This window comes from Pedobacter deserti, assembly GCF_024436415.1.
Taxonomy (GTDB): Bacteria; Bacteroidota; Bacteroidia; order Sphingobacteriales; family Sphingobacteriaceae; genus Pedobacter; species Pedobacter faecalis.
Map to the genome: position 1 here is coordinate 3,043,335 of NZ_JAFMZQ010000001.1, position 26,345 is coordinate 3,069,679.

General features: G+C 48.0%; 27 protein-coding genes. 8 read left to right on the forward strand and 19 right to left on the reverse strand.

Annotation, left to right across the window (positions count from 1 at the left end; genetic code table 11):
* Window positions 1-32 precede the first annotated feature (32 nt).
* Window positions 33-1,469 carry an aminotransferase-like domain-containing protein gene (locus J3P40_RS13800; RefSeq protein ID WP_256006727.1) on the forward strand — a complete coding sequence of 479 codons (1,437 nt, stop codon included), beginning with the start codon at window positions 33-35 and terminating at the stop codon, window positions 1,467-1,469.
* Here the strand turns inward: J3P40_RS13800 and J3P40_RS13805 are convergent.
* From J3P40_RS13805 to J3P40_RS13835, 7 genes are all read right to left on the reverse strand, one after another.
* Entirely contained in the window at window positions 1,435-1,968 is a 534-nt protein-coding gene (locus tag J3P40_RS13805) for a YfiT family bacillithiol transferase (RefSeq protein ID WP_256006728.1), read from the reverse strand. The two genes, J3P40_RS13800 and J3P40_RS13805, sit on opposite strands and share 35 nt — an antisense overlap.
* 11 nt (window positions 1,969-1,979) lie before the next feature.
* Complete coding sequence (locus J3P40_RS13810; RefSeq protein WP_256006729.1) at window positions 1,980-3,035, reverse strand: branched-chain amino acid aminotransferase; 1,056 nt, start codon at window positions 3,033-3,035, stop codon at window positions 1,980-1,982.
* Between the two features lie 232 nt (window positions 3,036-3,267).
* Window positions 3,268-4,038 carry a hypothetical protein gene (locus tag J3P40_RS13815; protein ID WP_256006730.1) on the reverse strand — a complete coding sequence of 257 codons (771 nt, stop codon included), beginning with the start codon at window positions 4,036-4,038 and terminating at the stop codon, window positions 3,268-3,270.
* A gap of 76 nt (window positions 4,039-4,114) precedes the next feature.
* Window positions 4,115-4,705 carry a Crp/Fnr family transcriptional regulator gene (locus J3P40_RS13820; RefSeq protein ID WP_256006731.1) on the reverse strand — a complete coding sequence of 197 codons (591 nt, stop codon included), beginning with the start codon at window positions 4,703-4,705 and terminating at the stop codon, window positions 4,115-4,117.
* A gap of 106 nt (window positions 4,706-4,811) precedes the next feature.
* Complete coding sequence (locus J3P40_RS13825) at window positions 4,812-6,314, reverse strand: recombinase family protein (RefSeq protein ID WP_256006732.1); 1,503 nt, start codon at window positions 6,312-6,314, stop codon at window positions 4,812-4,814.
* The gene (locus tag J3P40_RS13830) at window positions 6,283-6,432 is read right to left on the reverse strand and encodes a hypothetical protein (RefSeq protein WP_256006733.1); all 150 of its coding nucleotides are present in this window, start codon (window positions 6,430-6,432) and stop codon (window positions 6,283-6,285) included. The genes J3P40_RS13825 and J3P40_RS13830 overlap by 32 nt, the downstream gene beginning before the upstream one ends.
* Window positions 6,433-6,669: 237 nt before the next feature.
* Window positions 6,670-7,671 (reverse strand): phosphotransferase enzyme family protein, encoded by a 1,002-nt coding sequence (locus tag J3P40_RS13835; RefSeq protein ID WP_256006734.1) that lies wholly within the window; start codon window positions 7,669-7,671, stop codon window positions 6,670-6,672.
* Between the two features lie 343 nt (window positions 7,672-8,014).
* On the opposite strand from J3P40_RS13835, the gene J3P40_RS13840 reads away from it, so the two are divergent.
* Window positions 8,015-8,443 (forward strand): SRPBCC family protein, encoded by a 429-nt coding sequence (locus J3P40_RS13840; RefSeq protein ID WP_256006736.1) that lies wholly within the window; start codon window positions 8,015-8,017, stop codon window positions 8,441-8,443.
* A gap of 31 nt (window positions 8,444-8,474) precedes the next feature.
* Window positions 8,475-9,611 carry an FAD-dependent monooxygenase gene (locus J3P40_RS13845; RefSeq protein ID WP_256006737.1) on the forward strand — a complete coding sequence of 379 codons (1,137 nt, stop codon included), beginning with the start codon at window positions 8,475-8,477 and terminating at the stop codon, window positions 9,609-9,611.
* A 215-nt stretch (window positions 9,612-9,826) separates the two neighbouring features.
* On the opposite strand, the gene J3P40_RS13850 is transcribed toward J3P40_RS13845, so the two are convergent.
* Window positions 9,827-10,381 carry a hypothetical protein gene (locus tag J3P40_RS13850; protein ID WP_256006738.1) on the reverse strand — a complete coding sequence of 185 codons (555 nt, stop codon included), beginning with the start codon at window positions 10,379-10,381 and terminating at the stop codon, window positions 9,827-9,829.
* Between the two features lie 276 nt (window positions 10,382-10,657).
* On the opposite strand from J3P40_RS13850, the gene J3P40_RS13855 reads away from it, so the two are divergent.
* Complete coding sequence (locus J3P40_RS13855; RefSeq protein WP_256006739.1) at window positions 10,658-11,452, forward strand: DUF5602 domain-containing protein; 795 nt, start codon at window positions 10,658-10,660, stop codon at window positions 11,450-11,452.
* A gap of 105 nt (window positions 11,453-11,557) precedes the next feature.
* Here the strand turns inward: J3P40_RS13855 and J3P40_RS13860 are convergent, their stop codons facing one another.
* From J3P40_RS13860 to J3P40_RS13890, 7 genes are all read right to left on the reverse strand, one after another.
* Window positions 11,558-12,007: an SRPBCC family protein gene (locus J3P40_RS13860; RefSeq protein WP_256006740.1), complete on the reverse strand. Its 450-nt coding sequence runs from the start codon at window positions 12,005-12,007 to the stop codon at window positions 11,558-11,560.
* Between the two features lie 30 nt (window positions 12,008-12,037).
* Window positions 12,038-12,676 (reverse strand): DAPG hydrolase family protein, encoded by a 639-nt coding sequence (locus tag J3P40_RS13865; RefSeq protein WP_256006741.1) that lies wholly within the window; start codon window positions 12,674-12,676, stop codon window positions 12,038-12,040.
* 1 nt (window position 12,677) lies between these two features.
* Window positions 12,678-13,979, reverse strand: a complete 1,302-nt coding sequence (locus tag J3P40_RS13870) for an amidohydrolase family protein (RefSeq protein ID WP_256006742.1) — start codon at window positions 13,977-13,979, stop codon at window positions 12,678-12,680.
* Between the two features lie 43 nt (window positions 13,980-14,022).
* Window positions 14,023-14,997 carry a c-type cytochrome gene (locus tag J3P40_RS13875; protein ID WP_256006743.1) on the reverse strand — a complete coding sequence of 325 codons (975 nt, stop codon included), beginning with the start codon at window positions 14,995-14,997 and terminating at the stop codon, window positions 14,023-14,025.
* 122 nt (window positions 14,998-15,119) lie between these two features.
* Window positions 15,120-15,887: a LytR/AlgR family response regulator transcription factor gene (locus tag J3P40_RS13880; protein WP_256006744.1), complete on the reverse strand. Its 768-nt coding sequence runs from the start codon at window positions 15,885-15,887 to the stop codon at window positions 15,120-15,122.
* A gap of 5 nt (window positions 15,888-15,892) precedes the next feature.
* Window positions 15,893-16,939: a sensor histidine kinase gene (locus J3P40_RS13885; RefSeq protein WP_256006745.1), complete on the reverse strand. Its 1,047-nt coding sequence runs from the start codon at window positions 16,937-16,939 to the stop codon at window positions 15,893-15,895.
* Entirely contained in the window at window positions 16,926-17,987 is a 1,062-nt protein-coding gene (locus J3P40_RS13890) for a sensor histidine kinase (RefSeq protein WP_256006747.1), read from the reverse strand. The genes J3P40_RS13885 and J3P40_RS13890 overlap by 14 nt, the downstream gene beginning before the upstream one ends.
* Before the next feature lie 175 nt (window positions 17,988-18,162).
* On the opposite strand from J3P40_RS13890, the gene J3P40_RS13895 reads away from it, so the two are divergent.
* The gene (locus J3P40_RS13895) at window positions 18,163-18,813 is read left to right on the forward strand and encodes a succinate dehydrogenase/fumarate reductase transmembrane subunit (RefSeq protein WP_256006748.1); all 651 of its coding nucleotides are present in this window, start codon (window positions 18,163-18,165) and stop codon (window positions 18,811-18,813) included.
* 15 nt (window positions 18,814-18,828) lie between these two features.
* Here J3P40_RS13895 and J3P40_RS13900 read toward each other — a convergent pair whose 3' ends face one another.
* Complete coding sequence (locus J3P40_RS13900; RefSeq protein ID WP_256006750.1) at window positions 18,829-19,671, reverse strand: helix-turn-helix transcriptional regulator; 843 nt, start codon at window positions 19,669-19,671, stop codon at window positions 18,829-18,831.
* Window positions 19,672-19,998: 327 nt separating this feature from the next.
* Window positions 19,999-20,514, reverse strand: a complete 516-nt coding sequence (locus tag J3P40_RS13905; RefSeq protein WP_256006751.1) for a cupin domain-containing protein — start codon at window positions 20,512-20,514, stop codon at window positions 19,999-20,001.
* Between the two features lie 231 nt (window positions 20,515-20,745).
* Between J3P40_RS13905 and J3P40_RS13910 the strand changes: the two genes are divergently transcribed.
* The 3 genes from J3P40_RS13910 to J3P40_RS13920 all read left to right on the forward strand — a co-directional run bounded on the left by J3P40_RS13910 (window position 20,746) and on the right by J3P40_RS13920 (window position 22,581).
* Complete coding sequence (locus J3P40_RS13910; protein WP_256006752.1) at window positions 20,746-21,456, forward strand: hypothetical protein; 711 nt, start codon at window positions 20,746-20,748, stop codon at window positions 21,454-21,456.
* Between the two features lie 461 nt (window positions 21,457-21,917).
* Window positions 21,918-22,376, forward strand: a complete 459-nt coding sequence (locus J3P40_RS13915) for a hypothetical protein (RefSeq protein WP_256006753.1) — start codon at window positions 21,918-21,920, stop codon at window positions 22,374-22,376.
* 10 nt (window positions 22,377-22,386) lie between these two features.
* On the forward strand, window positions 22,387-22,581 hold the full coding sequence (locus J3P40_RS13920) for a hypothetical protein (RefSeq protein WP_256006754.1): 195 nt from the start codon (window positions 22,387-22,389) through the stop codon (window positions 22,579-22,581).
* Window positions 22,582-22,840: 259 nt separating this feature from the next.
* On the opposite strand, the gene J3P40_RS13925 is transcribed toward J3P40_RS13920, so the two are convergent.
* The gene (locus J3P40_RS13925; RefSeq protein ID WP_256006755.1) at window positions 22,841-24,883 is read right to left on the reverse strand and encodes a M13 family metallopeptidase; all 2,043 of its coding nucleotides are present in this window, start codon (window positions 24,881-24,883) and stop codon (window positions 22,841-22,843) included.
* 8 nt (window positions 24,884-24,891) lie between these two features.
* Window positions 24,892-25,962: a TlpA disulfide reductase family protein gene (locus J3P40_RS13930; protein WP_256006756.1), complete on the reverse strand. Its 1,071-nt coding sequence runs from the start codon at window positions 25,960-25,962 to the stop codon at window positions 24,892-24,894.
* Window positions 25,963-26,345: the final 383 nt, after the last annotated feature.

The window sequence follows — 26,345 nt, forward strand, 5'->3', positions numbered from 1 at the left end:
ATGCAGTTTCATTAATTTTGCCAGTAGCAGTTATGAAAACAACCGTCGACAAAAAGGAAACATTTATCTACTTAAAGATAGCCGGCATCATTGAGAAGCAGATCCAGGACGGCACATTGCAGCACGGAGACAAACTTCCCTCACTGAGAACATTATGCCGTGACTACGGAATTAGCCAAAATTCCGCACTCAGCGCTTATTATCACCTGGAAAGCAAAATGCTCATTGAAACCCGGCCGCAATCGGGATATTACGTTAAGTATTCACGCTTAAGAATGCCCGCTGTGGCCAGCGCCAGCAAACCTTCGGGGATTGCCAGCTTCGGTCTAAACGAACAATTAGTAAGCAAGGTATACGACAGTTTAGGTGAGTCAGGGCACCTGCCACTCTCCCTTGGCACACCCGCCAATGAACTGTTACCTATTGCCAAACTGAACAAAGGCTTGCTTCAAGCCACGCGCGAACTAAGCGGAAGTGGCGTGGCCTATGACACGGCCCAGGGCAATGAAAGGCTCAGGCGGCAGATCGCACGATGGGCCATGAACATGGACGCGCGCATCAGCTATGACGACCTGATTACCACCAGCGGCTGCCTGAACGCGTTATCTTATTGTATGATGGCCGTTACTGAAAAAGGAGATACCGTAGCTATGGAAAGTCCGGTATCCTTTGGCATGCTTCAGCTTGCACAGGCCTTGCAATTAAAAGTACTGGAACTGCCTACCAACCCGGAAACCGGCGTGGATTTGAATGCGCTTGAAGACGCAATGAAGTCGGGAAAGATCAAAGCCTGCCTGCTCATCAGCAATTTTAGCAATCCGCTGGGCAGTTGCATGCCTGATAAACATAAGCGGACTGTAGCGCTGTTATCGGAAAAATATCAGGTTCCCATCATTGAGAACGACTTAAACGGAGATGTTTACTTCGGAAGCCACCGGCCGAAATCCTGTAAAACCTATGATGAAAGCGGCATGGTCTTGTGGTGCGGTTCCGTGTCAAAAACATTGGCTCCGGGGTACCGCGTTGGCTGGACTGCACCGGGAAAGTTTAAAGAAAAGGTTCTTCGGATGAAGCTCTACCATGCCATTTCCTGTACAACAATTACCCAGGAAGTGATAGCCGGCTTCCTTGAAACCGGGCGATACGAAAGCCACTTACGCAAGCTCCGTCACTCCTTGCATGCAAACCTGCTTAAATACTCCACAGCCATATCAGCATACTTTCCCGAAGGTACCCTCACCAGCCATCCAACGGGAGGCTTCGTACTCTGGGTGGAACTGCCTGGCGATATAAATACCCTGGAACTTCATGAAAAAGCCCTTGCCAGAAAGATCAGTTTTGCACCGGGAAGAATATTCACGATGCAAAACCAATATGACAACTGTCTCCGGCTCAATTACGGCTTGGTTTGGGACCAGAAACTGGAAAATGACCTCAAGCTTTTGGGAATTCTGGCAAGGTCATCTTAATATGGGCCAGATGATGCGCCCCGTGCCAGGCATACATGCCGAGCGCTTCAGTAAGCGTAATCTCACGGCCATGTTCGGGATGTATATAGCTTCGTTTCAAATCGTCGGCGCTGAGACTTTTGAGCAAGATTGTCCACCTTAAATGCAATCCCTGAATGATCGCCAGCGAGGATTGCACCGGTAGTTCCCTGCCATCCTCAAGTTCTGCCCACCTGTGCTCCAAATACGGCTTTATGCTGGGCTTATCTTCCGTTAGCGATAGTTTGAACCTGCAGAAAGCATTCATGTGACTGTCTGCACAATGGTGGACAACCTGACGAACCGTCCAGCCGCCAGGTCTGTAGGGCGTATCCAGTTGCTCCTCAGACAAACCTTCCACTGCCGCTGCCAGTTCCGAGGGTAAATCAGAAATGCTGGCAATCCACTTTTCAATAAGTCTCTGAGATACCTCCTCAGGCAAAGAAAAAACCCCTATAGGAAACCGCTTTTTGTCTAACATCTCCTTAGTGTTTAGTCAATAAAATAATTCCAGTGATGAACGTCCTCACTTTTCCCGCGGCGGACGCCCTCTAACGATTCTTTCAAGCGGAACATCATAGCATCGCCTTGCGCATAAGGATAATAGTCAACCCCGTTAATCTGGATACAGGAGATCGGCGAAACAATGGCCGCAGTGCCTGCTCCAAATAATTCAACCTGTTCGCCCGCTTCTAAAAGCATTCTCAATTCCTGATGACTTACGGGTCTTTCCTCGACACTTAAGTTCATGTCACGGGCAATCTGGAGGAGTGAATCACGTGTGATGCCATCCAATATCGAATTGCTTAATGGCGGGGTAATCAGCGTATCCCCTGCAATAAGCATGATGTTCATGGTTCCGGCTTCCTCCAGGTACTCATGATTAATTGCATCAGTCCATATGATCTGATCAAACCCCTGCTTCATTGCCTGACTTGTTGGATAGAAAGCCGCGCCGTAATTTCCGGCACATTTTGCATACCCGGCTCCACCTTGGGCAGATCTAACAAATTCGGTTTCCACTTTCACCCGTAGCGGCTTATCGTAATATTCCCCAATAGGCGTACAAACGATTGCGAACATGTATTCATCAGATACTTTTACGCCCAGTTTGGGCTGACTCGCAATGACAAACGGACGGATGTACATGGCCAGATCGTCTCTACCCTCCGGCATCCAGCCCGAATCCGCTTCAAGAAGCCCGGTCAAACCACCGGCAAAAAGTTCCCAGGGCAATCGGGGCATACACATCCTTTCCAGAGATACATTCAATCTGGAAAAATGTTTCTCCGGCCGGAAAATACTGATTCTGCCATCCACATGTCTGAACGCTTTCATTCCTTCGAAGACCATTTGTCCGTAATGAAAACAAAGCGAAAATGGACTAAGTGAAAAATTGCTGAACGGCTTCAAACCCGCCGCTCCCCAATCACCGTTTCTATATGCTGCAACGAACATATGGTCAGTTGGCGTTTCACCAAAAGTAAAGGAATCGAAATTGAATGCGGGGGCGCCGTTTTGCGGCTGCTGGTCTATAATGGTATTCATAGTCATTAGTTATTTCGTTGTCATTTGCCTATAATCAGGACTTAATCCGATTGTGCAGAGGGATTATATTCGCTCAAAGACAAATCTCCATAAAAACACTTATCAATAACAGTTGCAATTTTTTGCTTTTTAATGATAGCAGTAATCTGGTAACTCGCCGGATCAACTCCCAGAAATCCATCCCATGATCAAAACGCCAAGCTAAATAAAAGCATATCCGGCCACTTGTTCATCAAATCGATAGTCCCAACAAAGCCCTGTAGAAAACGAAGCTGGTCAAACCAAAATATAAAACACCAAAGCCAATCACCACAGCTGATCTTTTAACCCGGAAAACCCACACAAATAGTGGCAACAGCTGAAGCGCATGCAGACCAAAAAAATGTGCGATGCGAAGATCCCCCGCGCTGGAACTCCAGTTCAGCAAAGGAATCCCTTGCCCGCCATCAACAGCGCCAACGGTATGAGACATACGCTGGCCCATCAACCCGCCTTCCAGCGCAAATATGCTCGCAATCAAAATACCAAGCCGAATCGCCCACAGCATGGCATGGGATAAACCGCCTGGCCGCGAGCGAAAAAAACTGTATCCGATAAACACGGAAAACAGGGTCTGCGTAGTGATCACAATACCCATAAGACCATATAACGTCATATTGTATAAGCCCTGCTGATTAAAGTGCGACAGCTCTCCCCTTGCCGCCTGACTAGCGATCGCAAGCATCTCAAAAACCATCGCAAAAATGGTAAACCTGCTGAATCTGCGCCCCAGCATTTCATCCCGTTCACCTTCCAGATGGATCAGAAAGAAAGGCCAGGTCAGACAGTAGATTCCGATAGAAAGCGCAAATTTCAGCGGTTTGATCCAGATATTAACCCCCAGCAGCATGCGCTGGTCCATTACGGTCAATAGTACAAAAATAACAACCAGGCACAGGTGCAGCCATCCGCAGATCCAAAGCGCACGATAGGCTCCGCTGAATTTTAAAAAACTTGCTTTCATGAGGAATTTTTATGCAAACCTAAGCCGCCGCTCCTCACCCTCCAATCACCCCGGGCTAAGAAAGCATCCCGAATAATTAACCTGGGTTAATTGTCGAACCCGCAAGCCTGCCACGGATACGGCTCAGGCTCTGCGGCTGAATGCCCAGATAAGAAGCAATGTGCTGCTGAGAGACACGGCGGATGATCTCGGGATGCCTGGCAATCAAATTCAGATAGCGCTGTTCAGCGGAAACCGAGGCCAGCTCCTGCCTGCTGCGTTCAGTCGTCAAAAAAAGATTTTCAGCGATAAGTCTGCCGAACCGCTCAAAACACGCAGCCCAGGCATATAAATCCTGCATAGCGCTATAACTCAAACCAAAAGCCTCCGTATTTTCCAAAGCCTGCAAAGCATGCCGGGAAGGCGTACGTGAAAGAAAGCTACCATAATCACCCAGCCATTCCCCCTCAAAAGCAAACCAGAAATTCTGTTCTCCCGAGTCCGACACCGTATAATAGCGCAAAGCCCCGGTATGAATCAGCCACATGTGACTACAGGTTTCCCCTGCCTGAAACAGGTGCTGCCCCTTAGCCAGAGAACGCGCTTTAAGCGCCTTCATAAAAAGAAAAAGCTCTTCTTCCGAGAAATCCACCAGTGCCCTAAGACTTTGTATAACCGTTTCGTACATCAGATCAATCGCTTAGAAATCTGTTCATAACCAATTCCTCAAATCTAACATATTCCCGACGAAGCAAAGCAAATTCAGAACGCCCGGCTATAATTCACCGCAAATTTCAACGAAACGCGATCAGATGACCTGCCCGGCCATTCTCCGCTACCCCCTTGAACATAACGTTAATACCCTCCGTATAAAACTTGCCGTCTTTGAAAAACAGCATACCGGGAAAGATCGTTGTCAAAAGCCGCTGCTTAAACACCGGACTGGCCCGCTCGAAAATGTCACCTACAGATTTAACGCTGCGTAGCGCACGATCCAATTGTCTTTGATGGTCCTGCTCAAGCCTGAGTATTTTGTCTTTCAGCTCAGCATATATGGCCTGCAGTTCTCCAGCTAGCCTGGGCTTCCATTTGCCATAGGCATCGTAGTCAATTTCATCACTGATGTATTTCGCCTCCGGTTTTTCGATCTTCAGTTCCAGTTCACCTGCCTTTGCCTGGAGCGCCTGCAAAGCTGACTGCTCATGAACCGACCGCTCCTGCAGAAAGCCGATTACCCGCGATTTAATAAAAGCCATTTCCCTCCCGCCAAGCTCAAGTAAGCTGAGCAACTCGCTTAGCTTTTCATGAACTACTCTACCCGGAATGTTCAGCCCGCGATGCTGCTTACACCAATAGTAAAGATACTTCCTGCACTTTCCCTGAGAATAAGCCGCCGTCATCTGGCTTCCGCACCAGCATCGGAGCGTTCCCCGTAGCGGCATATCCCCGGCCACTTCCGCTTTGCCGACTTTTTTAAATCCCAGCATCTCCTGCACACGCCAGTAAGTAGGTTCGCTAATCAGCGGCTCATGGAGCGCCTTTACAAAAACATCCCTGCCCCCGGTGTGCGACTTTACCCGCACCAGCCCTGCATAGGTACAATTCCGGAGCAGGTTCAGCATCGCGTTGCCGCCAGTTCGGGAAAAACCCTTTTTACCGGCCTCCCGCAAAACCTGGAACATCGGAACTCCGCCCAGATACTGCTCAAACATCCAGCGCACCAATTCCGCCTTCTCAGGATCAACCGCGAGCGTCCCCCGCCCCTGGGCGTCTTTGACATTGACATAACCAAAGGGCGCTTTATTCACAAAGCGCCCCTGGAGCTGCGCCTGCCGGATACCATTCCGGGTGCGCTGCCTGATACGAAGCAGCTCCTGGTTAGCCATTAAATAGCGGAAAGCCCGCTGGATAAATACATCCGGGTCCCGAACATCCAGGTTCAGATCCTCATTTGTTGCCAGCACCTTAATGGAAAACTTCCGCTGAAGTTCCTCAATCTTCAGCAGCGCTTCGGGCAGGTTCCGGCTAAACCGGTCATGATCCATGATCAGCAGATACTGAAACGCTCCCTTATGCCTGCGAATAAAGCTTTCCAGTTTACGATAATCCGGGCGGTCAAAACTATCGCTGCACTCCCCGTTATCCGTAAAGATCTCCACCAGTTCTAGCCCATACCGCACACAATAATCCGCAATCGCCTTTTGCTGATAATCCAGTGAATAATGGGATTGATCTTTATCACTTAGCCGACGATACCCCAGCGCCCTAGCCTTGCTCCCGATCATCGCTCCCTCCATGGCCTAAATATTCCACCATGATTTCCGCCAGAAGCTCCAGCAAAGCTTCCAGGCTATCCTTATCCGGAGCATCCTCGGCACCGAACATTCTATTACTATCTTTTATCTTTGTTTTCATGCTTACCTGATGCTTTATCGCATCCCGGAGAAGCTAAACAATCCCAGGAAATAAAACCTATTTGATCAGTAGCGTTTGGGTATAATAAAAAAGCATTAGCAATTTATCCCCTATCGTATATAAAGATTCTGACCAAGTATAAGCCGTACCCCAAAACGCACACAATCGGTTATTAATAGGCGACCGGATTCTGGCAGCTGAGCGGAGAGACACCCGGTTGACGGAATTAGTTGTGATTTACTGATCCTCAGGTGTCCAGTGGGTGTTTACGATATACTTGATAACCCCAATATAAGCTTTGACCTGACTCGGCTGACACTGAGTGTAAAACTGATCGTGGGTGGTATGAAAGCCCATATAAAACAACCAGAAGCCGACGGCCAGGAAGGGAACCAGATCGAGTTCGGCTTCGCTGATCGCACGGGTTTGTCGGTATGCGTCCAGAAATCGCCCGTAGGCCTGGTCGGCTGCTTCCCGGGTTGTTCTTGCGGTATAAGTTTCCAGGCAGAGGTGCTGCCAGAAGCTCATGATGTCATTGACAAGCCAGCCGTAACCCATGAAATCAAAGTCAAAAAAAGTTACTGCGTCATTTTCAAAATGGAAGTTTTTGGGCAGGAAATCAAAGTGGCAATAGCCTTTGGCGAAAGATGCGCTGTCGATCGTGCTGAACTTTTTTTCGACACGTTTAACGGTGTTCTCCAGCCAACTGTAGTTTTCGAGGTCATCACTGAGGGCGGGTCGTATTCGTTTTAAAGGTTCAAGACATGTCGTGTTGATGTCCAGTTTCCAGCGTGATCCATCGGGAACAAATTTGGCTGAAACGTTGTGGAAGCGGGCCATTTCCCGGCCGAGGTTGCGGAGCTGGTTATCATTCAGGATTCTGACGCTCTGGCCTGGTGCATAGCTAAATAATACTAAATGTCTTTCCCCTTCTATAGCGTTTACACTCAGGACGTACGCTTTCGAACCGCAGGCAATCGGATAGGAAACCGGCACCTGTGCGCTATGCAATGCTAATAGCAGATTAATTTCCTCCTTGATCTGGGGCAAGGTGCGATGGCTGCTGCGGTAGACGCGCATAATGAATTTTCGCTTATCGCTCATTACGAGGTAGGTGTCACCAACGCCGCGAACCAGCAGTTTGCAGACAACGGCTGGCAGCTGATATTTTTCAACAATGAACTGAGCTAAGGCCTGTGAGCTTAAGCATGAATAGCTGGCCGGGAAGAATTTGTCCATAAGGCAAAGATAGGATTAGAAATTCGTAGGCTTTTTAGGGAAATACAATCAATTTCCGAATACCTGAGATTAGAAAGTAATCCTTATCTAAAAAAAACAATACAATTGACTTCGCGGCTGCTATTGCTACAGTTGGAATAAAACTATTATTGCGGAACAGCCCGAAGTTTCCCGGCCATAGCCGGCAGGCTTAGCCAGTACAACGCAAATATCTGCAGCTCGCCATGCATATTGAACAGTTAAACCAGCATGCAATTGCTGTGTCGATCAACGCGCGGGATATTTGCTTCTTACACCCAATAGCCTAATCAAAAATCACAGAAAGAAACTATCCATTTCCATTATGAAGCGCATCAACGACAACGCCCCGGTTAAATCAAGGCATCAAATTCAAATCAGCACCGACCTTAATATGGTCTGGGAACTACTTACCGGGATTGATAAATGGCCCTCGTGGAACAGTGATATATCCGAAGCTTTCCTTCACGGCCCTCTGACCTCGGGGACTGCATTTACCTGGAAGAGCGGGGCTTCCAGAATATGCTCTGAAATACATCATTTCGCAAAAAATAAATCCTTCGGATGGAAAGGCAGCTTTTTCGGCGTAAAAGCTATTCACTACTGGTCTTTGGAAGAAAAAGACGGGATGGTGACGGTAACTACCGAAGAGAGCATGGAGGGGTTTCTTGCCAAGTTGCTGGCTGGAATGCTTCAACGCAAGCTAGACAAAAGTCTGCTAAACTGGCTGGACTGCATGAAATCCGCCTTATAATCAATCTATACAACAATCAGATATTCAGTAGATGAAGGTAAGTATAATAGGTGCCGGGATAGCCGGACTAGGCACGGCTATCGCCCTAAAAAAAGCCGGTATTGATATAGAAATATTTGAAGCCGGAGCAACGATTAGTCCGGCAGGCGCCGGACTGGGACTGGCGCCAAACGCTGTAAAGGCCCTCGAGAAACTCGGTATTGCCGACCAGGTGCTGCCCTGCGGCATCCAGCTGCCTTATTTCAACATCTTCAGTAGTAAGGGTAAGCACCTTGCAGTCAACAGGAGCACGGAGATCCAAAGCCGGTATGGTTTGGACAACTTCGCGATCCACCGGGATGCGCTGCACCGTTGCTTACTCGAAGAACTCGGTCACTGCGAGATTCACACATCAAAAAAGCTTACCGATCTTGTGCAAGACAAAAACCAGGTATCCATGAGTTTTTCGGATGGCTCCCGGCACAGCAGCGACTACGTCATCGCGGCAGATGGCATCTACTCCAAGGCCAGAAAGATCCTCAACCCAGGTGCAACACTAAGATATGCAGGCTATACCTGCTGGCGCGGGCTGGCGGACGGGACAGGCATCAATGCCCAGGGGGCGAGCGAAACATGGGGCAGTGCTGGCCGGTTTGGCATCGTACCGCTGAAACAAGACCAGATTTACTGGTTTGCCTGCGCTAATGCAAAACAAAACGACCCGGAAATGAAAACGGTCACTACTTCCGACCTGATTTCACGTTTTAAGGGCTATCATAAGCCAATCGAAAAAATACTGGATCAGACGCCGGATACTGCCCTGCTCCATAACGATATCTACGATGTAAAGCCGCTTACACGCTTTGCCTACGGAAGGGTGCTGCTGGTAGGTGACGCCGCACATGCAGCTACGCCGAATATGGGTCAGGGAGCTTGTCAGGCACTCGAGGATGCCGCTGTGCTCCTTGATGAGCTGCAAAATTCCAGGGATATCGCAGCAACCTTTGTGCGATTCGAAAACAGAAGGCTTGCCAGGACTAAAATGATTATTGAGCAATCCAGGAAGATCGGTGCAGCCGCCCAGTTGACTAATCCGCTGATGACTGGTCTTCGCGACATCGCCATAAGGCTGATGCCTGATTCCGTCCGTTACGACGCACTGTCCAATGTCTATACGGTAGACTTTTAGCAGAGTAATTGCCTGCCGGGGCTTTCCGGCCACCAACATGACTTCAGAATTCCCTTAAGCGGATATACCGCTAGCCCCCGGGAGCTATGTCTGAAATGTCCGACCGTCACCACTTACACGTGTCTCAGGCAGCAAAAAGCCCAAAGCATACGCTTTGGGCTAATGAAACAGGTATGTAGAAAATTCTTGAATTTGGGAGGCCTTAGCGTGTGTGCCTATTTGAGCCCATAGTACCTTTCTACCTCAGCCAGGCTATTCACATTTACATGTGAAGAGACTTCTGGCACCGCTACGGCTTTAATGACCACAACTTTCAGATCGAACTTACTGGAATTTAAATATTGTCCATCGGTAAAGACGGATCGTGATACCGCATTGATACGGATTTTATCCTTTTCCAATACCGCCGTGTAAACGTTCGTCGACACGCTTTCATTGGCTTCTTTTCTAGAAGTGGTCATGGTGCTCAGGTGCCAACCGTCATTCGCCCCGCTTCTAAAATAGACCAGTACGATCCCGTTGTTGACTGCAGCCGTATAGCCTTGCGGAATAAAATCCTTGCTTCCCGACCAGGTTTGCATTCCGGATCCCTCATCATAACCAAGATCAGTGGTTGGTGCAATCTCCTGAGCAGTATAAAGGAAGCTAGATGCCTGGCCGGCCGGTGCTCCAGGCTCACCTTTTTCTCCGCGCGGCCCTTGTGCGCCCTTTTTGCACGAAGACAGACTCATACCGATGATGGCTGTAAATAATAGAAATGTTGTTTTCATTGTAATTTAATTTTGTGAAACATTTGTTGATACATCTGCCTTAAAAGCGCTGATCTCTGGCTTTCAGGACGCCGCAAAACTCCGGCTTCTGCATCCGCTGCAAAAGCAATATTGGCATGAACTGAGAAAAAACCAACATGAGCTGGGAAAACAAAAACGTACTCCTTTTCCTCAAAAAAGGCTTTTTACAGTTCATACATCTTATGCAGCAATTCATGACAAAGTGCCTTCAGCGATAGATACGCGCTGCGCACCTTTGCCGAAAATTGATTTATAATGAAAAAAATGTTAGCTGCTGCCCTCATCGCAGCCACAGGACTTGCCTCCTGTTCAAAAGATGAAAACCAGAACGAGATGCCCCGTAAGAACCAGATCCAGAAAGGGCCGGTAAAAACCGTCAATGGCGGACAAGGGTATACCTGGATCGAGACTACACCAGAGCACATACCGGTAGCGGTTGGAATCCGACTTTCTGCCGATGCGCTGAATGAGCCGGCAACTTCTATTATGCATGAAGGGCATGATGGCGTCTCAGTTTTCGAGCTCGATCTTCCCCAAAGCAAGGTATCGACGGTCTTTGATCATGTGACGGTCGACTGGAACCCGCACGGACACCCGCCTGAGAACGTGTATACGAAAGCACATTTCGACTTCCATTTTTACATGATTTCCAAGGCTGAGCGCGATCAGATTCCAGCTTTCGAGACCGATCCAAGCAAATTTAACATTCACCCGGAAACCGGGTATCTTCCTGAAGGTTATTTTCCTATCCCGGGCGGACAGGCAAAAATGGGCGTGCACTGGGCTGACCCGACATCCCCGGAACTCAATCCGGGCGGTACTTTCACCCAGACCTTTATCTACGGAAGTTATGACGGAAAAGTAAACTTTTATGAACCCATGGTGACCAGGGAATACCTGCAGACGCTAAACAGCAAATTCGAGCGCAGTATACCGCTTCCGAACAAGTTTGCCAAAGCCGGCTACTATCCAAGCAAGATGGTGCTCGAAAAAACTGCCGATGGCTACGAGATCCGTTTGACTGATTTTGTTCACAAAACAAAAAACTAGATGTCCGCTTCTTTTCGATTCACGCCTACTAAGAACAAAGCCAAGGTTATTTAACCTTGGCTTTGCTTTTCAATCGCATCAGACGTACGGATTGAGCAAAAAAGTTTAATGTGAACAGCCCCCTGGCTGCTGTTCAAGAATTCGCTTCAGATTTCGAAGGTAGGCTTTCATTGCCCTTCTGGTTACGTAGTGAATGATTAACCTTGGCACCGGGTATCCCAGACTGAACCTTACAATTGAAGGATCGAACTCAAGACGGTAAGTAAGCTGGCTAAGATTTGGACCATGCGACACTGCCCATCTTGTCGTTTTCAGATAATGAAGGTTTGCCGGTTCTGTCTGGTAGGCTACCGTCTGTCCGGGAGTATAGCTTGAACAGACTAATTTTCGCAGGTAAGCGGGCATTTTTTTTGATAAGTACGATGCTTCTACAGCCACAGCACCGAGCCTTACCTCTCCGTCGAGTACGGTAGTCCTCACCTCAGTGCGCCATCGCCAATCGTTCCTCAGGTCTGCTATAAATTCAAATGCGGACCTGCAATCGCTGCCTATCATGATACTATGTTGCTGAATAATCATTCTGGTTCATTTGCCGGGATTCTCGGCAGCATAAAGTTCAGGCAGGAAAAACTCAAAGTTACCCACCTCTTCTACATTATGCTTCAGCCAGGCCTTGCCCATTGCCCGCGTAAACAAGAATGGCCGTATCAACCGGTTAAAAACGACTTGACCAAACACGCCCTGGCTGCCGACAATCATGTGAGACCGGTAATTGCTATCACGCTCCCCTGAAGGAGAAAACCAGTGCTCCAGAGAGAACACACGAATGCCAAAAATCCGATAGACCAGGCGTATTCCCGTCTCGTCAAGTTTTTCCACACGTTCGGTACTGTTCACCCGGAACTTTGGATTGCGTCCGAAATATTCAACGATATGAAAATGCGATCCTACCCCTATACTACCGTCATGCCGCTCATTTCTGGCAAGTCTCCACTCCTGGTGGTCCAGCGGATGCCATACCCGGTATCTTGGATAACGCCCGCCCCTGTATTTCATGTCGCCAGCTATATTTCTGAACCACCAGTATAACATCTTAGGTGTCACGCCCCTGATGGTATCATGCTGAATATGCAAATGGTATACGTTGTCACTTTCGATTTTAAAATCTGTGGACGCAGAAGAGATGTCTTTCATCTTCCAGCCGAATTCGATGGGTTCAAACATATTAAAAAAGCCTTTTAACGATTTGCCCGATCTTTTCGCGCAGCAAAGCACCGTCATGGGCAACCGGCTGCCCTTCCCGAATTATTATCCGCCCCCCACAGATCACGGTATCTATGCTGGCTTCATTAAGATAATAAAAAACCGGGTGCGAAGAGAAACTTCCACTGGCCAGCTCATCCCATTTAACAAGGGAAAAATTCGCCTGGCTGCCAACTTCTATTTTAGGAGAGGCCCCAAATCCGGCATACACATCCGCATGCCGCGAAGAGTCGAAAAAGAAAGCGTTTGCCCGATAATGCATCTGCTCCGGAAAAGAAAGCGCATCAATTGCCGGCTGATTTACCTGCGCCCGATAGCATTGCAGCAGCAGCCGCTGCTGAAACAGCATGCTTGGTGTGGATCCTGTAGGGATATCGGTACCTACCGACCACCTGGCTTCAGGAAAATCATGGATAAATCCCACTGCTGGCTGGCCGAGTGCCGTCTGCATCTCCGCTTCCGGCGTGAGTGTCATCAGACAGCCCGCCTCGGCGATCATTCGATATTCTTCAGCTGGCAAAGTGCTGCAATGCACCAGGTTGAGCGCTTCAGAAAGCAAACCCGCCTCGGCAAGTTGCCCCACCGGTCGGCATAAAGTCCCCAAAAACGAACTTCCAACGTGCATGGAAACTTTGCAACCCAGTGCTCGGGCCAGCTGAATATCTTCCCTGTTTACATCAATAGTCGAAAACTCCGGACCACGGATTCCGAGTCCGATCTTCACTGTCGGATGGCCTGCATAAAACTTTGCTAATCGCTCCACGTCCCGATCATGCGGGACAGAACTGTTGTACCAGTTCTGGTCACGATTAAACGAAGGCGTAGAATGAAAAAAGAGAACGTTGATGCCCGAGGCTGCCGCCGCGTAAAGGGCGGCGTCAGCGTGCTCCGGAGAATTCATGATATGCGCCCAGTCAAACACCGTTGATATTCCCGCCTTTGCTGCCTGCAGATATCCGAACAGGCTGATATAGTAAAGATCCTCTGCCGACAGCTTGTCTGCAATCTGGGTATTTACTTTTTCCAGATACTCCATCAGCAGCATATCGGCTGCGAAGCCATCAAAAGGGGATTGCCATACGTGTCGATGCGCATCGGTAATGCCGGGCAGAGCGATCATGCCCTTTCCATCAATTACTTCACCTTCGGCCTGTACTGGCATCAACTCAGAGATCGAACCAATCGTTCCATCCGGTGCAATACGAATATTGACGGGCCTGTTCAAAGGCCCGCCATCAAAAATGTGTATGTTCTTTATGATCACGCTGTTATGATTTGGTTTCGATAGAAATTTTCTGAACAGACGGCTACTGGACAGCTGAAAACCGGACGACCCGGTTGCGAATCTTTTTCACGCTTCTCAGATAAGCATAGATCGCTTCCAGATCTCCGGTGCTCATTCCGGCATACATCGACCAGGGCATCGGTGTATTCATAGAACCTTTTGCTAGCTTAGGGGAGCTATGAGCAGAATCTGCGAAGGCCTTGAAGCGGGAAACGAACTGCGCTTTAGACCAATTTCCAATTCCGGTCACATTTTCTGAAGTAATATTCGCTGAGCGCACAATACCCGCCGGCTGCCTGAACTCCATGCCGCCGCCGAATTCAGTGCCCTCGATCACGCTGCCCTTGTCCGTCTGACTATGGCAGTCCACACATCCGGCTGCATTGACAAGATACCCACCGTATCTTACAATATCTGCACGGGCAGGCCTCGACTGAAAGTCCGCTTTCTCCGGCATGGTATTGATGATGATATTCACCGGAAAATCTGCCTTGGAAGCAGGCACATCCTTCTTCACCGGAGCCAATGTCCGGATATAGGCAATGATATCGTAAATATCTTCTTTGTCCATACGGCCAAACCTGTGGGCGGCCATAATCGGAAACAGTGCCCTCCCGTCCCTGCTAACACCGGTCGTTATCGCATGGAATAGCTCTCCGTCGCTCCATTCGCCAAGCGCATAAGGGGTAATATTTGGCGCATAAAATTCTCCGGGAAAGCCCATTTTCCTGTCAAAGGCCTCCCCTCCTGCGCCGATATCCTTTTGCATCATCGGGCCGGCAAAACGACTCCAGTCCCTGGTACTGTGGCAGTCCATACAAACAGCAACGTGGTTAGCCAGATATCTGCCATTCTCGACCCTTTCTTTATCTCGGCTAACCGTGATCGCTGGAGTCTCACCAGTATTGGGCAAGGCCACCTTCACATAGGTGCCAGCAGCGATCACCATCAGAAGCACCAGGCCTAAGAGAATTAATAAAGTTTTTAACGCTTTCATAAGTTGATTTTTATTTACAGAATTACGTGACTGCAAATATGGCCTCTGGCCCTGCCGGACGAAAGAACGACCGGGATCAACTGCGGATTTTTCGGATGAACTGTGCTACATAACAGACCGGTTCATTTCCCGAGCCAGACTTTAAAATCGGCAACCTTCTCACGACTAACAATCGATTCCTTATCGACAGCCGGCTTCAGGTTCAGGGCCAGGCGATGACCGAAATAATCATGAATCTGCTGAATACTTTTATTGGAGATAACGAACGCACGGTTGATGCGAAAAAAACAATCCGGATCCAGCATCGATTCCAACTGATCCATCGTGTAATCCACAATGTAGCGCTTGTCGTCAAAAGTCTTAAAGAAGTTAAGGCGATCGTCGGAATAAAAATAGGCGATATTGTCCACGTCAACAGACACGAGCCGTTGCAAATTCTTTACCAGGAACCGCTTGCGGTAGTCCTTCTGTTTGATTTCCTTCAAACCTGCGATGAGCCTTTCAAAATTGACCACGTCCGCTGTCATGCCCTGGGCGCTGAACTTTCGGAACTTAGCCAGCGCAGCGGCGAGCTCATCTTTCTGCACGGGTTTGAGCAAATAATCAATACTGTTTACTTTAAAGGCACGCAGTGCGTGCTCATCGTACGAGGTCGTAAAGATCACGGTACTTTGCACATCGTACTGATTAAAGATTTCAAAACTCTGCCCATCCGTGAGCTCGATATCCATCAGAATCAGATCGGGAGCCGGGTTCTGCCGAAGCCAGTCAACAGTCGATTCTACGCTGTCGGTGGTTGTCAGCACCTCCGCCCCCGGTTCAACAGCCAGCAACGTTTTGATAAGTTTTTTCGAAGCAAGTTCTTCATCCTCAACGATCAGTACATTCATAAATGCTATTTTTTTGTTTTTAATTTTATAAGCGGCAGCATGATGCGGAAACAGGTACCATCCTCGGCAATGGTCAGGTCCCGGTTAAGCAGCAGCCTGTAGTTTTCAGAGATATGCGAGAGACCGACATTGTTAGAAAGGATGCCGCCCTTCTTGCGCTGCAGGTTGTTGCTGACCTCAAGTTCACCCGCCTGGTTGACACCAATACGGACATACAGCGGGCGGGCTTTGGTTGCAACGTTATGTTTTACCGCATTTTCTATCAGCAACTGAAGGGAAAAGGCCGGCAAGTGCATATCGAGATATTCTTCCGGAATAGCTATTTCCATCCGCACAGCATCGCCATGCCGGATTTTTATCAGCGCATAGTAAGATTTTATAAAGGTAAGTTCGCTGCGCAGCTCAGCGATCCCTTCCTCATTATTACCCAGCATATAGCGGTACACTTTGCTGAGCTCGTCAAGAAAATACTCCGCCCGTACCGGATCATCCGTGATGAGCGAAGACAGGATATTAAGGTTGTTGAACAAAAAATGCGGGTTGATTTGTCTTTTGAGTGCTTCATATTCCTGCACCAGCCGCTGTTGTTCTATCAGTTCCTTTTGTGCCAGACTTTCCCGCCACTTGAAAAAGATGTGTTCCACCTGCCAGACAGAGGTCGCTATCAGCGTCAGAAACACACCCAGCCAAAGCGCCGACCGGAAGTTCGATACCTCAAGGCGATAGCCGAGGTAACCAATAGCGTCAAAGCCGTGAAAGTAGACAATCATCGTAAGTGTGATCAACAGGATATGTACAATGGCCAGTATCAGCAGCCTTGGCAAGGTCTGCGACAGATCGGGCATTAACTTAGCCAGATAATGCATAGAAACCACGTGCAGGTACCAGGACACCAACCCGATCAGGTAAATTGCGGCAAAGCCAGCTAAAAAGAGCGGCCACTGGCTAAAAAACCGCGTCCCGTATAACAGATGGCCAGTTCCGATAGAAATCAGCGGCATTAGCACCCAGAAGGTGGTCCATTCTATTTTTGTAGGCCTAAATATGTTCATGTGGAATATATGGGGAGTCCTGGCAAAGCAGCGGCAGAAAAATTATGCGTGTATCCTCAGCGTCAGCAATCTGGATCTCACCAACGCCTAGTAAGCGAAATTTATTGATCAGATTTCCCAGCGGAGATTCCTCGCCCTCTAGATTCCTGGCCGTCTTTTGCGGGACACTGGTGACCAGCACAATGCCATTTGCTGCAGATTGAATAGCCACACAAAGCGGCGCTCTTTTGCTGATCGTGCCGGTCTGCAGGATATCTTCCATTAAAAGCTGTAACGTGAACGGAGGCAGCAGCATTTCCATCTGCTCCGGACGAACCGTAATACTGGTTTGCAGTCCCTGACCAAACCGCGCTTTAAGGATAAAAAAATACGAGCGGATGAACTCCAGCTCTTCGCGCAGCGGGACATAACCGGTATGTCCGCGAAGCAGGTAGCGATACACCATGCACATCTCATCAAGGAACGTCTCAGCTCTTTTGGCGTCCTCGGAAATCAGCGCCGAGAGCGTATTGATACTATTAAACAGGAAATGCGGACGAATCTGGTTTTTCAGTCCTTCCAGCCTGCTCTTGGCATACTCCGTACGGAGCCTTTCCGTATCCGTAAGTGTCGCCTTCCACTTTTCCAGGGTCGAGACGCCCTCATGCACAAGCGTAGTAAAGGTATTGAGTACGACACCACTTCCCAGCGCAAACAAATAGCTTTGCAGTTCAAACCTGAAACCCAGAAAGTCCGTGGAGGCATATAGGTAAACGATGCTTGAATTCGCTGCCGCAGTCATCAAATAAAAACACAACAGGGCAATGCCAATCCGTTTCATGATCTGCGCATCAGCAGGATAGCGTTTCCTCAGAAGCACGGCGACCAACGTATGAAACTGCCAGAAAACAAGTTTAATGATAAGCGATGACACCAGCAGCAGGAAAAAAATATAAGGACTTGAAAAAAGCCTTCCGCCAAAAAGGATAAAATTGAGGATGATGACGTAAGGGATGAGTATCCCGAACATGATTTTCACATCACTTCCTGTGAAGCTGGGAATTCTCATCGCTGCCATTGGTTTCACAAATATAAAAGGTGCTGTCCAATATCATGGCAAATTCAGCCTGAACTGCAATCCATGGTACCTGAATTGAGACACTTCCCGGTGAAGCGGGATACGGGAAAATTTTTCTGTCGCATTTATTCAATGGTACAACATTCCGCGAGCACATATTTGCAACATGAAAGCACCACTACGCAGCATGGGCAGTTCGTGGATCAGCACCAGGAAGCTGCACTTTTTTTCGGGTCTTACGCTAACGGTATTTATCGCCATACACCTTTTCAACCAGGCAGCTGCCGTTGCAGGACCCGAACGCCATATCCAAATCATGAACGCGGCCAGGACGATCTATAGAAACCCGCTGATAGAAACGGTGCTGATGGGAGCAGTACTTGTCCAGATTATTTCCGGCATCAGGCTTATAGGAAAACGCTCAAAGGCTTTCGCTTTTTCCTTCGAGGTAGTCCAGCTCTACAGCGGGATGTATCTTGCGTTCTTTCTTGTAGCGCACGTGTTTGCAGTGATGATGGGGCGATCCCTGAATATAGATACAAACTACTACTTTGCGGCTGCCGGACTTAACTTCTTCCCCTTCGTTCTCTTCTATGTACCTTACTACACGCTCGCCATTATCTCGGTCTTTGGGCACATCGCAGCAGTTCACCACAAAAACATGCGGCACCGGCTTCTCGGATGCTCTGTCCGGCTTCAATCGAGGTTAATATTGGTACTGGGCGCAATTTTCGCATTGTTTGTGATCTACGCCATGACCGGAAGATTCCATGGAATTTTGCTTCCTGAAGCATACCGGTTCTTGATCGGTGGTTAAGCAGAGAAAATTGCCTTACCTTGCAGATAGTCCAAGCGATTCCAGGGTCTGAAAGAAACTTGCCGGCTGGCTGTTTAACGTGGACGGCACCTGTCCGGTGAACGCCTTGAAATCACGGATGAAATGTGCCTGGTCGGCATAGCCGGAGGCATAACTGATCTGCGTCCAGGATCGCTCCCCGCTATGGGATGCCCTAGCCAGGGCATAGGCGTTCCTGAACCGGATAATCCGCTGATAGGTTTTGGGGCTCGTACCGATATCATCTCTAAAAGAGCGTTCAAGCTGCCTTCTGCTGACAAAAAGCTGCCGGGCCAGCGCCTCTACGCTCAGTACTCCGGCGCTATCCCGAATCACTTTACAGGCACTCACAGCGTAATTGAATTTATCGTTGCGCCGATCTAATCTGCCAAGCAGATATCGTTCAGCGATCGCGATCAGCCGCTGACTATCCTTGACACCCGCCATTTCATCGCACATCGTCTTGACCGGGCTGCCCAGTACTACTTCCGCATCAAACACGGAATTCAGACATACACTTACAGGCTGACCAAAGAGCCGGATCAACCCTTCCGGCTTCAGCCGGATACCAAACATCGGCGTGTCCTCTCCAGGTCTCCAGATCGCTGTACCGGTATACAGACCAGTGAGATAGACATTAGCGCTTTTTTCGAACCTGCCGTTTTTATGAAGAATCTCGCAGGGGCGCTGCGTCGTCTGAACAATAATTTCCAGAGTGCCCAAAGGCAGGCAGCGCTGCACTTCCGGCACGACCACCGGATCGTTCCCCGAGCTGAACTCCCAGTAACATTCTACATATGGTCTCAGCAGCGCTGCCGGGACATGTTCTTTATAGTGCATGAATAAAGTACGGTTAAAAATTTCAGGTATTTCGAAACCTCCTTCAAAACTAAAAAAGGCGTATCAAAGATCAGCCAATGCCACTCCACAGAAAATGAAATCCGGATGTTCCGGGATTTTTTCTGCTGGATTGACAAAAACGGGACATAAACCGGAAATCAAGCGCGGCCAGTACCTTGAACATACCGATCAGTAGCCGACACGAAGTACCAGATATTAAGTGCGATCAAAATCGATAGGTTAAGGCCGTCTGGCTCCTACCATGCTGCCAGCGCAAGGCAGCAGCAACAAGCGGATGGACTGACAATAGCCCACCCGCCTTCCTTACTACTCAAAAATCCCGATTTCCTGCCTCGGAAACACGAATTCGACCTTGTGCTCCGGCGCCAGGGAAAACGCCTGGCTTAGATCCATGTTTTGATAATCCGGCACTGCTGAAAGATCAGGTATGTCGTCCGGCGACGACACCACCTTCCCTATTGCCCGGTAATATTTCTCCAGATCTCCGGGCAATAACAGCGTCAGCGTCCTGCCCATTTCTTTTCCAACATTTTTAAAGGTGTGCACGGCCATCGACGGGATTTTTACGAGCTGGCCGGGAGGAACGCGGAACGGCTTATCCAACTCGTTCAAAATGAACTCAAATTCACCCTCGATGATGTAGAAAAGTTCCTCATCCGGGTGCGTGTGCGGCGGCGGGCCGCCGCCCGGGGGAACAACATCCTCATAAATAAAATATCTCCCGCCGGACTCCTCGCCGGTCACTAAAAGATTAAAAAAATGACCGAAAACGATGAGTTGTTTTCCGGGATCCATCCGCTGAAGCTGGGGTTGCTTTTCCATGACCATAATGTTTTTGTTAAATGATCAGGCAAAATTAGCCCTGACGCCCGGCCTGGATTGAACAAATGCGACATCTCGCATCAGATCGCGACACCTCAAAAACAACCGCTTACCTGCACACCGTCAATTCAGATCGCGGAATGTCCAGCCTATCCCCCAAAGCCGGCGTCCCATCCGCAAAATCTTTTCTGAGACGCGATCGCAAATAACTTTGCGCAAAAATTCTCAAACATGAAAGCTTTACGTACGTTATTTATTGCCGCTCTTTTCTTTACCCTGGGATGCGGTAAGACAGAAACCGCGCAGCCAGAACAGGAGCCCGCTCCTGAAGAAGAGACCGAACGACCACCATTACCACCCGCAGTTGCTATCGCAAACGGGCTGGGCCCTTCGACAGCAATGCCTGAGGGCGAAACGTTCATTCTGCCTGAGGGCTTGGAGTGGGCAGATGCACAGATTTCCGCCGTCGACCCCTTTGACAAGGATGCCTGCCCCTGCAATATCCTATCCCGTCCCAATTGCGGGACCTATGCCGACGGACTGGTTAACCTTTGCATACAATTGAAGAACACCACGTCGCGGCCGATAAGGGTGACCTTTCCGGCAGGCCTCATTTTTATAGCTTTTGACACCAAGGTGCAGAACGGCATGGTCATTCAGCTGGAAACCTTTGAAGTTCCAGCCCATGAAGTCGGTAGCTTCAAACTTGAGCTACATTGCGCCAACAGCAGCCGTCACCGAAGCTACAAAGAGGACATGTTTACCCCGGGCCCGATTACCACAGTTCCACAGGTCAGGGAACTACTGGACTTTATTAAGAACAAGGACCTTACAAAAGATGCCGGCTCGGCGGTCGCTCAAACTGCGCTCTGGGACATCACCGATAGCAGAGGATGGAATGAAAAGGAACGCGTGGAACTTGCAGCACTGCCGGATAAATAAAAAACACCGACTCGGCGTTAACTCAGACATCTATGCTGGTAGCCCACAAATCAAATGAATGCCGTATAAACGGGTTTGTAACAGTCATGTGTTACGCAGATTGAGTCCCTATCCCCGTTTCTTCCTCTCATCATTAAAGCCTAGCATGCTGTCCTAAGATAATGTCTAATACCTACTCAGCAAGACAGCCCGCAGATTAACCTGTAAGAAATCACTGGCACGTAGTTAGCCTCATTGATGAAGGGCGTCTGCCAAAGCCTGTTGTCTCGGAGGGGCTCTTGTAAACTCTTAGCTTACCCGGTATTACCGAAAAAAAGCTCCGCTCTTCCTGCCACGACAGATTTTTTCCATCGCACTACCGTTTGCTGCACATCGATCTCATGTAATGCGCCTCGTGGCGGACGGAGATAGCATTTCCACATCATGCCCTCCTAACCGATACTTCTTTTATCTTTGCCCCGATGAGTTTGCCGCTGCCTATTACCTTTGAACAAAATGACTACACCTACAAGGTGCTGACCTGCCAGATCACCCGGGACGCCACGCTCATCAAAATTGAGCTTAACGGCAAGGAATACGAGCTGACTAAAACCCCGGACAATCACTGGCAATCAGACGTCACCATCGCCCAGAATGTAGCCCTACTGGCCGCCATCGCTCGCAACATTTCATTGCGCTACTGGTCCAATCAGTGCAAAGCAACGCCTGAAGCCATCAAAACTGCGGCAAGGGCCTGCTGCAGCATGCCGTCGGGAAAATCACCGAATATCTCAACCGTAAAAAGCACTGAACGGTCAACTTCCGCGCGAGTTTCTTCCAAAAATAGCCGCAAGGGTTTGATTTTCGAGCCTGCATTCGCCGATCAAGCGAATCGCCGCCCAATGACGCTGCATTTTTCGGCACAGCAGCGGCTCAATTAAGTTTGAACATATGAGAAGAATTATCCGGGCTGTCGGAGCCTTCATTTTCCTGTCGGTCAGTCCACATGAAGACAGTTCCGACGAACGCGACAAAGTTGAGGCCTTGGGGCGAAATGTCCTAAATACTGCTAAGATTCCGCAAGAAATACTCATCGCGACGAAGATTTACATTAGAGAATTGCTTCCGTCCCTTAAAACCATATAATTTTGACGGGAAATTTATTAGGCTTGAACCAGTAGGTCCGGAGCACCTTCAGGCCTTAGTGAAGAAGCAAAAGTCAACGAAACATATGCAAGTGGACAACCGCATCACAGGGAGAAGCGGCTATGGCTGCCTATGGCCTACACGTTGTTCTGATCACTATTGATCTAAGTGATAGCAGAGTCTGATAATATAAAACGGCTAACCATTTGGCTAGCCGTTACAGCTGATATTAAAGCGATTTTCTTTAACTTTTGTCCAACTACCAAATTTTTATACGATCAGCCGGCGCGACGTACATTTTTGCAGTTGAAGGCACATTAAATGCCTTGTAAAAAGCTTCCATATTATATACCGAGCCGTTTACCCTAAACATTTCCGGGGAGTGAGGATCGGTTTTTAAACGAACCCGCATCGATTCGTCCCTGCTTTTGGTGCGCCAGACCTGCGCTAAACTTAAAAAGAAGCGCTGATCAGGCGTGAACCCGTCAATCTTCTCTGTTCCCTTCCCCTGACTTGTCAATTTAAACGCGTCATAAGCAATCGCCAGACCACCAATATCGGCTAAATTTTCCCCCAGCGTCAACTCTCCATTTACATGCTGATTATCTAACAAGGTAAAACTATTATATAAGCTAACAACTTTATCCGTTCTGACTTTAAACTTACTCGCATCTTCTGCTGTCCACCAATCCTTAAGATCACCATTTTTATCATACTGCCTTCCCTGATCATCAAAGCCGTGCGTCATCTCATGGCCGATCACCGCACCTATTGCACCGTAATTAATTGCGTCGTCTGCCTGCTGGTCAAAGAATGGGAACTGCAGTATACCCGCCGGGAAGACGATCTCATTTACCGTAGGGTTATAGTAGGCATTCACAGTAGGAGGCGTCATGTGCCATTCTGTCTTATCCACTGGCTTACCTAATTTGTCAATCATTCTTTTGTAGCTATATTTGGCTGCAGACTGTAGATTGTTGTAATAACTATCCCTTCTGATGTTCATACCCTGATAATCTTCCCATTTGTCAGGATATCCGATTTTCTTAATGATGGACCGCAGTTTATCAATTGCCCTGTTCTTAGTATCTGAACTCATCCAATCGATCTTTTCCATTCTGGCCTGGTAGGCTTTCTGCAAATTATCGACTAGTTCTAGCATTCTTTCTTTTGCTTCAGGCGTAAAATGCTCCTTTACGTACAATTGCCCAAGCAATTCACCCATATATCCATCGGTGCTATTCACGATAGTTCTCCAGCGTGGTACGGGAAGTTGCTGACCCTGCAACGTTTTCCCGAAAAAATCAAATGCAGCGTTCCGGAAATCTTTGCTGAGCGCTCCTGCAGACCCATTTATGGCATCAAACTTCAACTTTTCTTTCCAAATTGCTATCGGCTGTGAAGCTACCAACTTACTCAAGGATTTGTAATACTCCGGCTGGCCTACCAGAATGGTGTCGGTTTTCAACCCCATATTGGTCAGTACCTTTTCCCAGTTGATCGCAGGGGTCATTTTTTGGAACTCCGCAACTAGATATTTGTTGTAGTTTTTCTGGGGATCCCGTAGCGCTACCTGGTCAGAATGCGACCTGGCTATTCTGGTTTCGAGTTTGAGTATCTGAGTTGCGCTTTCACTGGCTTTCTCCCTACTCGATCCTGTTAAAACCAATACACGGTTCATATACTTTAGAAATTCATGTCTCACCTTCAGTGTTTGCTCATCATTGTTAAGGTAATAAGTTTTGTCTGGCAGAGTTACACCAGATTGGAAGAAATTTACCGCATTTTTGCTGCTGATCTTATCGTCAGGCCCAACCCTAAATCCAAACAAATAACCATCGCCTTCTTTAAAGGAACCTGATACAAAGTCAAGAAGTTCTTTGTAATCTTTAATGGCATCGATTTTCGCCAACGTAGCGCTTAATGGTTTCGAACCCAGTTTTTCTATAGTCAGCGTATCGATACCACTGGCGTAGAAGTCGCCCACCTTTTGCTCCAGGCTACCTTCCGGATGTTTCTGCGCCGACACACGGATCAATATCTCATTTAACTTCGTTATGTTATCAACCGATAAAGTGTTGAACGAGCCCCAGTCGGTTTCCGTTTCGGGGATCTGAGTTTGTTTGATCCATTTCCCGTTTGCATACAGGAAGAAGTTGTCTCCCGGCTTAACCGTGGTATCCATCCCCGATTTGTCAAAAAACGCCGTCCGCGAATTATCAGACGTGTCCTTCTTTTCATTTACGTTTTGACAAGCGGAAAGAAAAGCCAGAGCCATCAATAATAAATTTAATTTCATCATAAAAATCTCTATTTAATAAAAACCTGTTCTAATTTATTCATCAAATCATCACCGCGCAGATCAACAGCGATTATCTTACCATTGGGATTAATGAGGTAGCTCGCAGGAATCCCTTGAATCGCATACAAATCAGCAGCTACGTTCTTGGATTTCAAATCGGATACGTGTGTCCACGGCAGATTATCTTCTTTTATCGCCTTGATCCAAGCCTGGCGGTTCACATCCAGCGATACGGCCATAACAGTAAAACCTTTATCCTTGAAAGCGTTATATGCTTTTAAAACATTCGGGTTCTCAGCGCGACATGGGCCACACCAGGAAGCCCAAAAATCCAGCAATACATACTTCCCCCTGAAGGAAGATAGGCTGATTTCTCTATTAAGCGTATCGGGAGCAGAAAAATCCAAAGCCATTTGCCCTATATCGGTTTTCAATTTAACTTCGATAATTCTATTCATCTTCTTACCCATGGCTGAATTTTGCACGGAGGGCCCCAAGCTGTGAAACAAATATGATAACTCCTTAGGTGTCAACGAAAAAATCAAATCATTTAACCGGTAAAGTCCAACAAAGCTGGATGGATTGTTTGCAATGAATTGTTTTATTATTGCAGTGGACCTTTTATCCAATGCTTCATATTGCCTTTTGACCTCTTCGGACGGGCTGGCGCTTCCGGCTGTCTGAGTTTGTAACTTTTCAATCTGCGCGTCGACCTCCTTTGTCAGTTCTAAAAGTTCATCTTCTTCAGACTGGGTTTTTCCCCCTTGAACTTTAGACTGACTCACTTTCCCCCCGGCGCCCGTCAATGTGACCGCCGCATTTTCTTCAACATAGACTAATTTATTGTCGTAGCCTTTCGACCTTATAACCAAACGTTCAGGATTAGAAGCGTAACCGGCAAAATTAAACTGACCTGATCTTACTCGGGTCGAATCAGAATTGTTCTCTGACATGATATATATCCATCCATCAGCTAATCCCCCAATGTTACCTGAAATGGTATAATTCGGTTTGATTCTCTGAGCAAACGCAATGCTGCTTAATACAAGCAAAGCATTCGTTAATAGTTTTGTTTTCATCTATATATGATTTAAAATACTTTTTGTTTTGATAGGCTATTGTTTTCATACAGGCCGCACTTGTTTACGCGTAAGCTGCTTTTGGTTTTACGCCTATCTACTAACTACTGCAGCATGCATTCCTTACCGACAGGATTTTCACAATTAACCGCCCCAGATCGAATTTCGTTGCACTGCCCAACCCGTCAAAGCAGCTAGGGCATCTAAACAATCAGGTTGTTGTATCTATGCCCAAGACCCACGGGAGAATTTGTTTTTTTTCCTATAATGAAATTCAAACAGCATTCAAGCAAAAAAATACTATCAATTAACATCTTAAAGGTTAACAAATTGTAACGATAGCGTAACGAAAAGGCCGGATTTAACCCAGCCTATATTCGTTC

What these genes read in the sequence shown, in the direction of transcription:
- J3P40_RS13800 (WP_256006727.1), top strand. Translation starts at nt 33, where the DNA reads ATGAAAACAACCGTCGACAAAAAGGAAACATTTATCTACTTAAAGATA.
- J3P40_RS13805 (WP_256006728.1), bottom strand. Translation starts at nt 1,968, where the DNA reads ATGTTAGACAAAAAGCGGTTTCCTATAGGGGTTTTTTCTTTGCCTGAG.
- J3P40_RS13810 (WP_256006729.1), bottom strand. Translation starts at nt 3,035, where the DNA reads ATGAATACCATTATAGACCAGCAGCCGCAAAACGGCGCCCCCGCATTC.
- J3P40_RS13815 (WP_256006730.1), bottom strand. Translation starts at nt 4,038, where the DNA reads ATGAAAGCAAGTTTTTTAAAATTCAGCGGAGCCTATCGTGCGCTTTGG.
- J3P40_RS13820 (WP_256006731.1), bottom strand. Translation starts at nt 4,705, where the DNA reads ATGTACGAAACGGTTATACAAAGTCTTAGGGCACTGGTGGATTTCTCG.
- J3P40_RS13825 (WP_256006732.1), bottom strand. Translation starts at nt 6,314, where the DNA reads ATGGAGGGAGCGATGATCGGGAGCAAGGCTAGGGCGCTGGGGTATCGT.
- J3P40_RS13830 (WP_256006733.1), bottom strand. Translation starts at nt 6,432, where the DNA reads ATGAAAACAAAGATAAAAGATAGTAATAGAATGTTCGGTGCCGAGGAT.
- J3P40_RS13835 (WP_256006734.1), bottom strand. Translation starts at nt 7,671, where the DNA reads ATGGACAAATTCTTCCCGGCCAGCTATTCATGCTTAAGCTCACAGGCC.
- J3P40_RS13840 (WP_256006736.1), top strand. Translation starts at nt 8,015, where the DNA reads ATGAAGCGCATCAACGACAACGCCCCGGTTAAATCAAGGCATCAAATT.
- J3P40_RS13845 (WP_256006737.1), top strand. Translation starts at nt 8,475, where the DNA reads ATGAAGGTAAGTATAATAGGTGCCGGGATAGCCGGACTAGGCACGGCT.
- J3P40_RS13850 (WP_256006738.1), bottom strand. Translation starts at nt 10,381, where the DNA reads ATGAAAACAACATTTCTATTATTTACAGCCATCATCGGTATGAGTCTG.
- J3P40_RS13855 (WP_256006739.1), top strand. Translation starts at nt 10,658, where the DNA reads ATGAAAAAAATGTTAGCTGCTGCCCTCATCGCAGCCACAGGACTTGCC.
- J3P40_RS13860 (WP_256006740.1), bottom strand. Translation starts at nt 12,007, where the DNA reads ATGATAGGCAGCGATTGCAGGTCCGCATTTGAATTTATAGCAGACCTG.
- J3P40_RS13865 (WP_256006741.1), bottom strand. Translation starts at nt 12,676, where the DNA reads ATGTTTGAACCCATCGAATTCGGCTGGAAGATGAAAGACATCTCTTCT.
- J3P40_RS13875 (WP_256006743.1), bottom strand. Translation starts at nt 14,997, where the DNA reads ATGAAAGCGTTAAAAACTTTATTAATTCTCTTAGGCCTGGTGCTTCTG.
- J3P40_RS13880 (WP_256006744.1), bottom strand. Translation starts at nt 15,887, where the DNA reads ATGAATGTACTGATCGTTGAGGATGAAGAACTTGCTTCGAAAAAACTT.
- J3P40_RS13885 (WP_256006745.1), bottom strand. Translation starts at nt 16,939, where the DNA reads ATGAACATATTTAGGCCTACAAAAATAGAATGGACCACCTTCTGGGTG.
- J3P40_RS13890 (WP_256006747.1), bottom strand. Translation starts at nt 17,987, where the DNA reads ATGAGAATTCCCAGCTTCACAGGAAGTGATGTGAAAATCATGTTCGGG.
- J3P40_RS13895 (WP_256006748.1), top strand. Translation starts at nt 18,163, where the DNA reads ATGAAAGCACCACTACGCAGCATGGGCAGTTCGTGGATCAGCACCAGG.
- J3P40_RS13900 (WP_256006750.1), bottom strand. Translation starts at nt 19,671, where the DNA reads ATGCACTATAAAGAACATGTCCCGGCAGCGCTGCTGAGACCATATGTA.
- J3P40_RS13905 (WP_256006751.1), bottom strand. Translation starts at nt 20,514, where the DNA reads ATGGAAAAGCAACCCCAGCTTCAGCGGATGGATCCCGGAAAACAACTC.
- J3P40_RS13910 (WP_256006752.1), top strand. Translation starts at nt 20,746, where the DNA reads ATGAAAGCTTTACGTACGTTATTTATTGCCGCTCTTTTCTTTACCCTG.
- J3P40_RS13915 (WP_256006753.1), top strand. Translation starts at nt 21,918, where the DNA reads ATGAGTTTGCCGCTGCCTATTACCTTTGAACAAAATGACTACACCTAC.
- J3P40_RS13920 (WP_256006754.1), top strand. Translation starts at nt 22,387, where the DNA reads ATGAGAAGAATTATCCGGGCTGTCGGAGCCTTCATTTTCCTGTCGGTC.
- J3P40_RS13925 (WP_256006755.1), bottom strand. Translation starts at nt 24,883, where the DNA reads ATGATGAAATTAAATTTATTATTGATGGCTCTGGCTTTTCTTTCCGCT.
- J3P40_RS13930 (WP_256006756.1), bottom strand. Translation starts at nt 25,962, where the DNA reads ATGAAAACAAAACTATTAACGAATGCTTTGCTTGTATTAAGCAGCATT.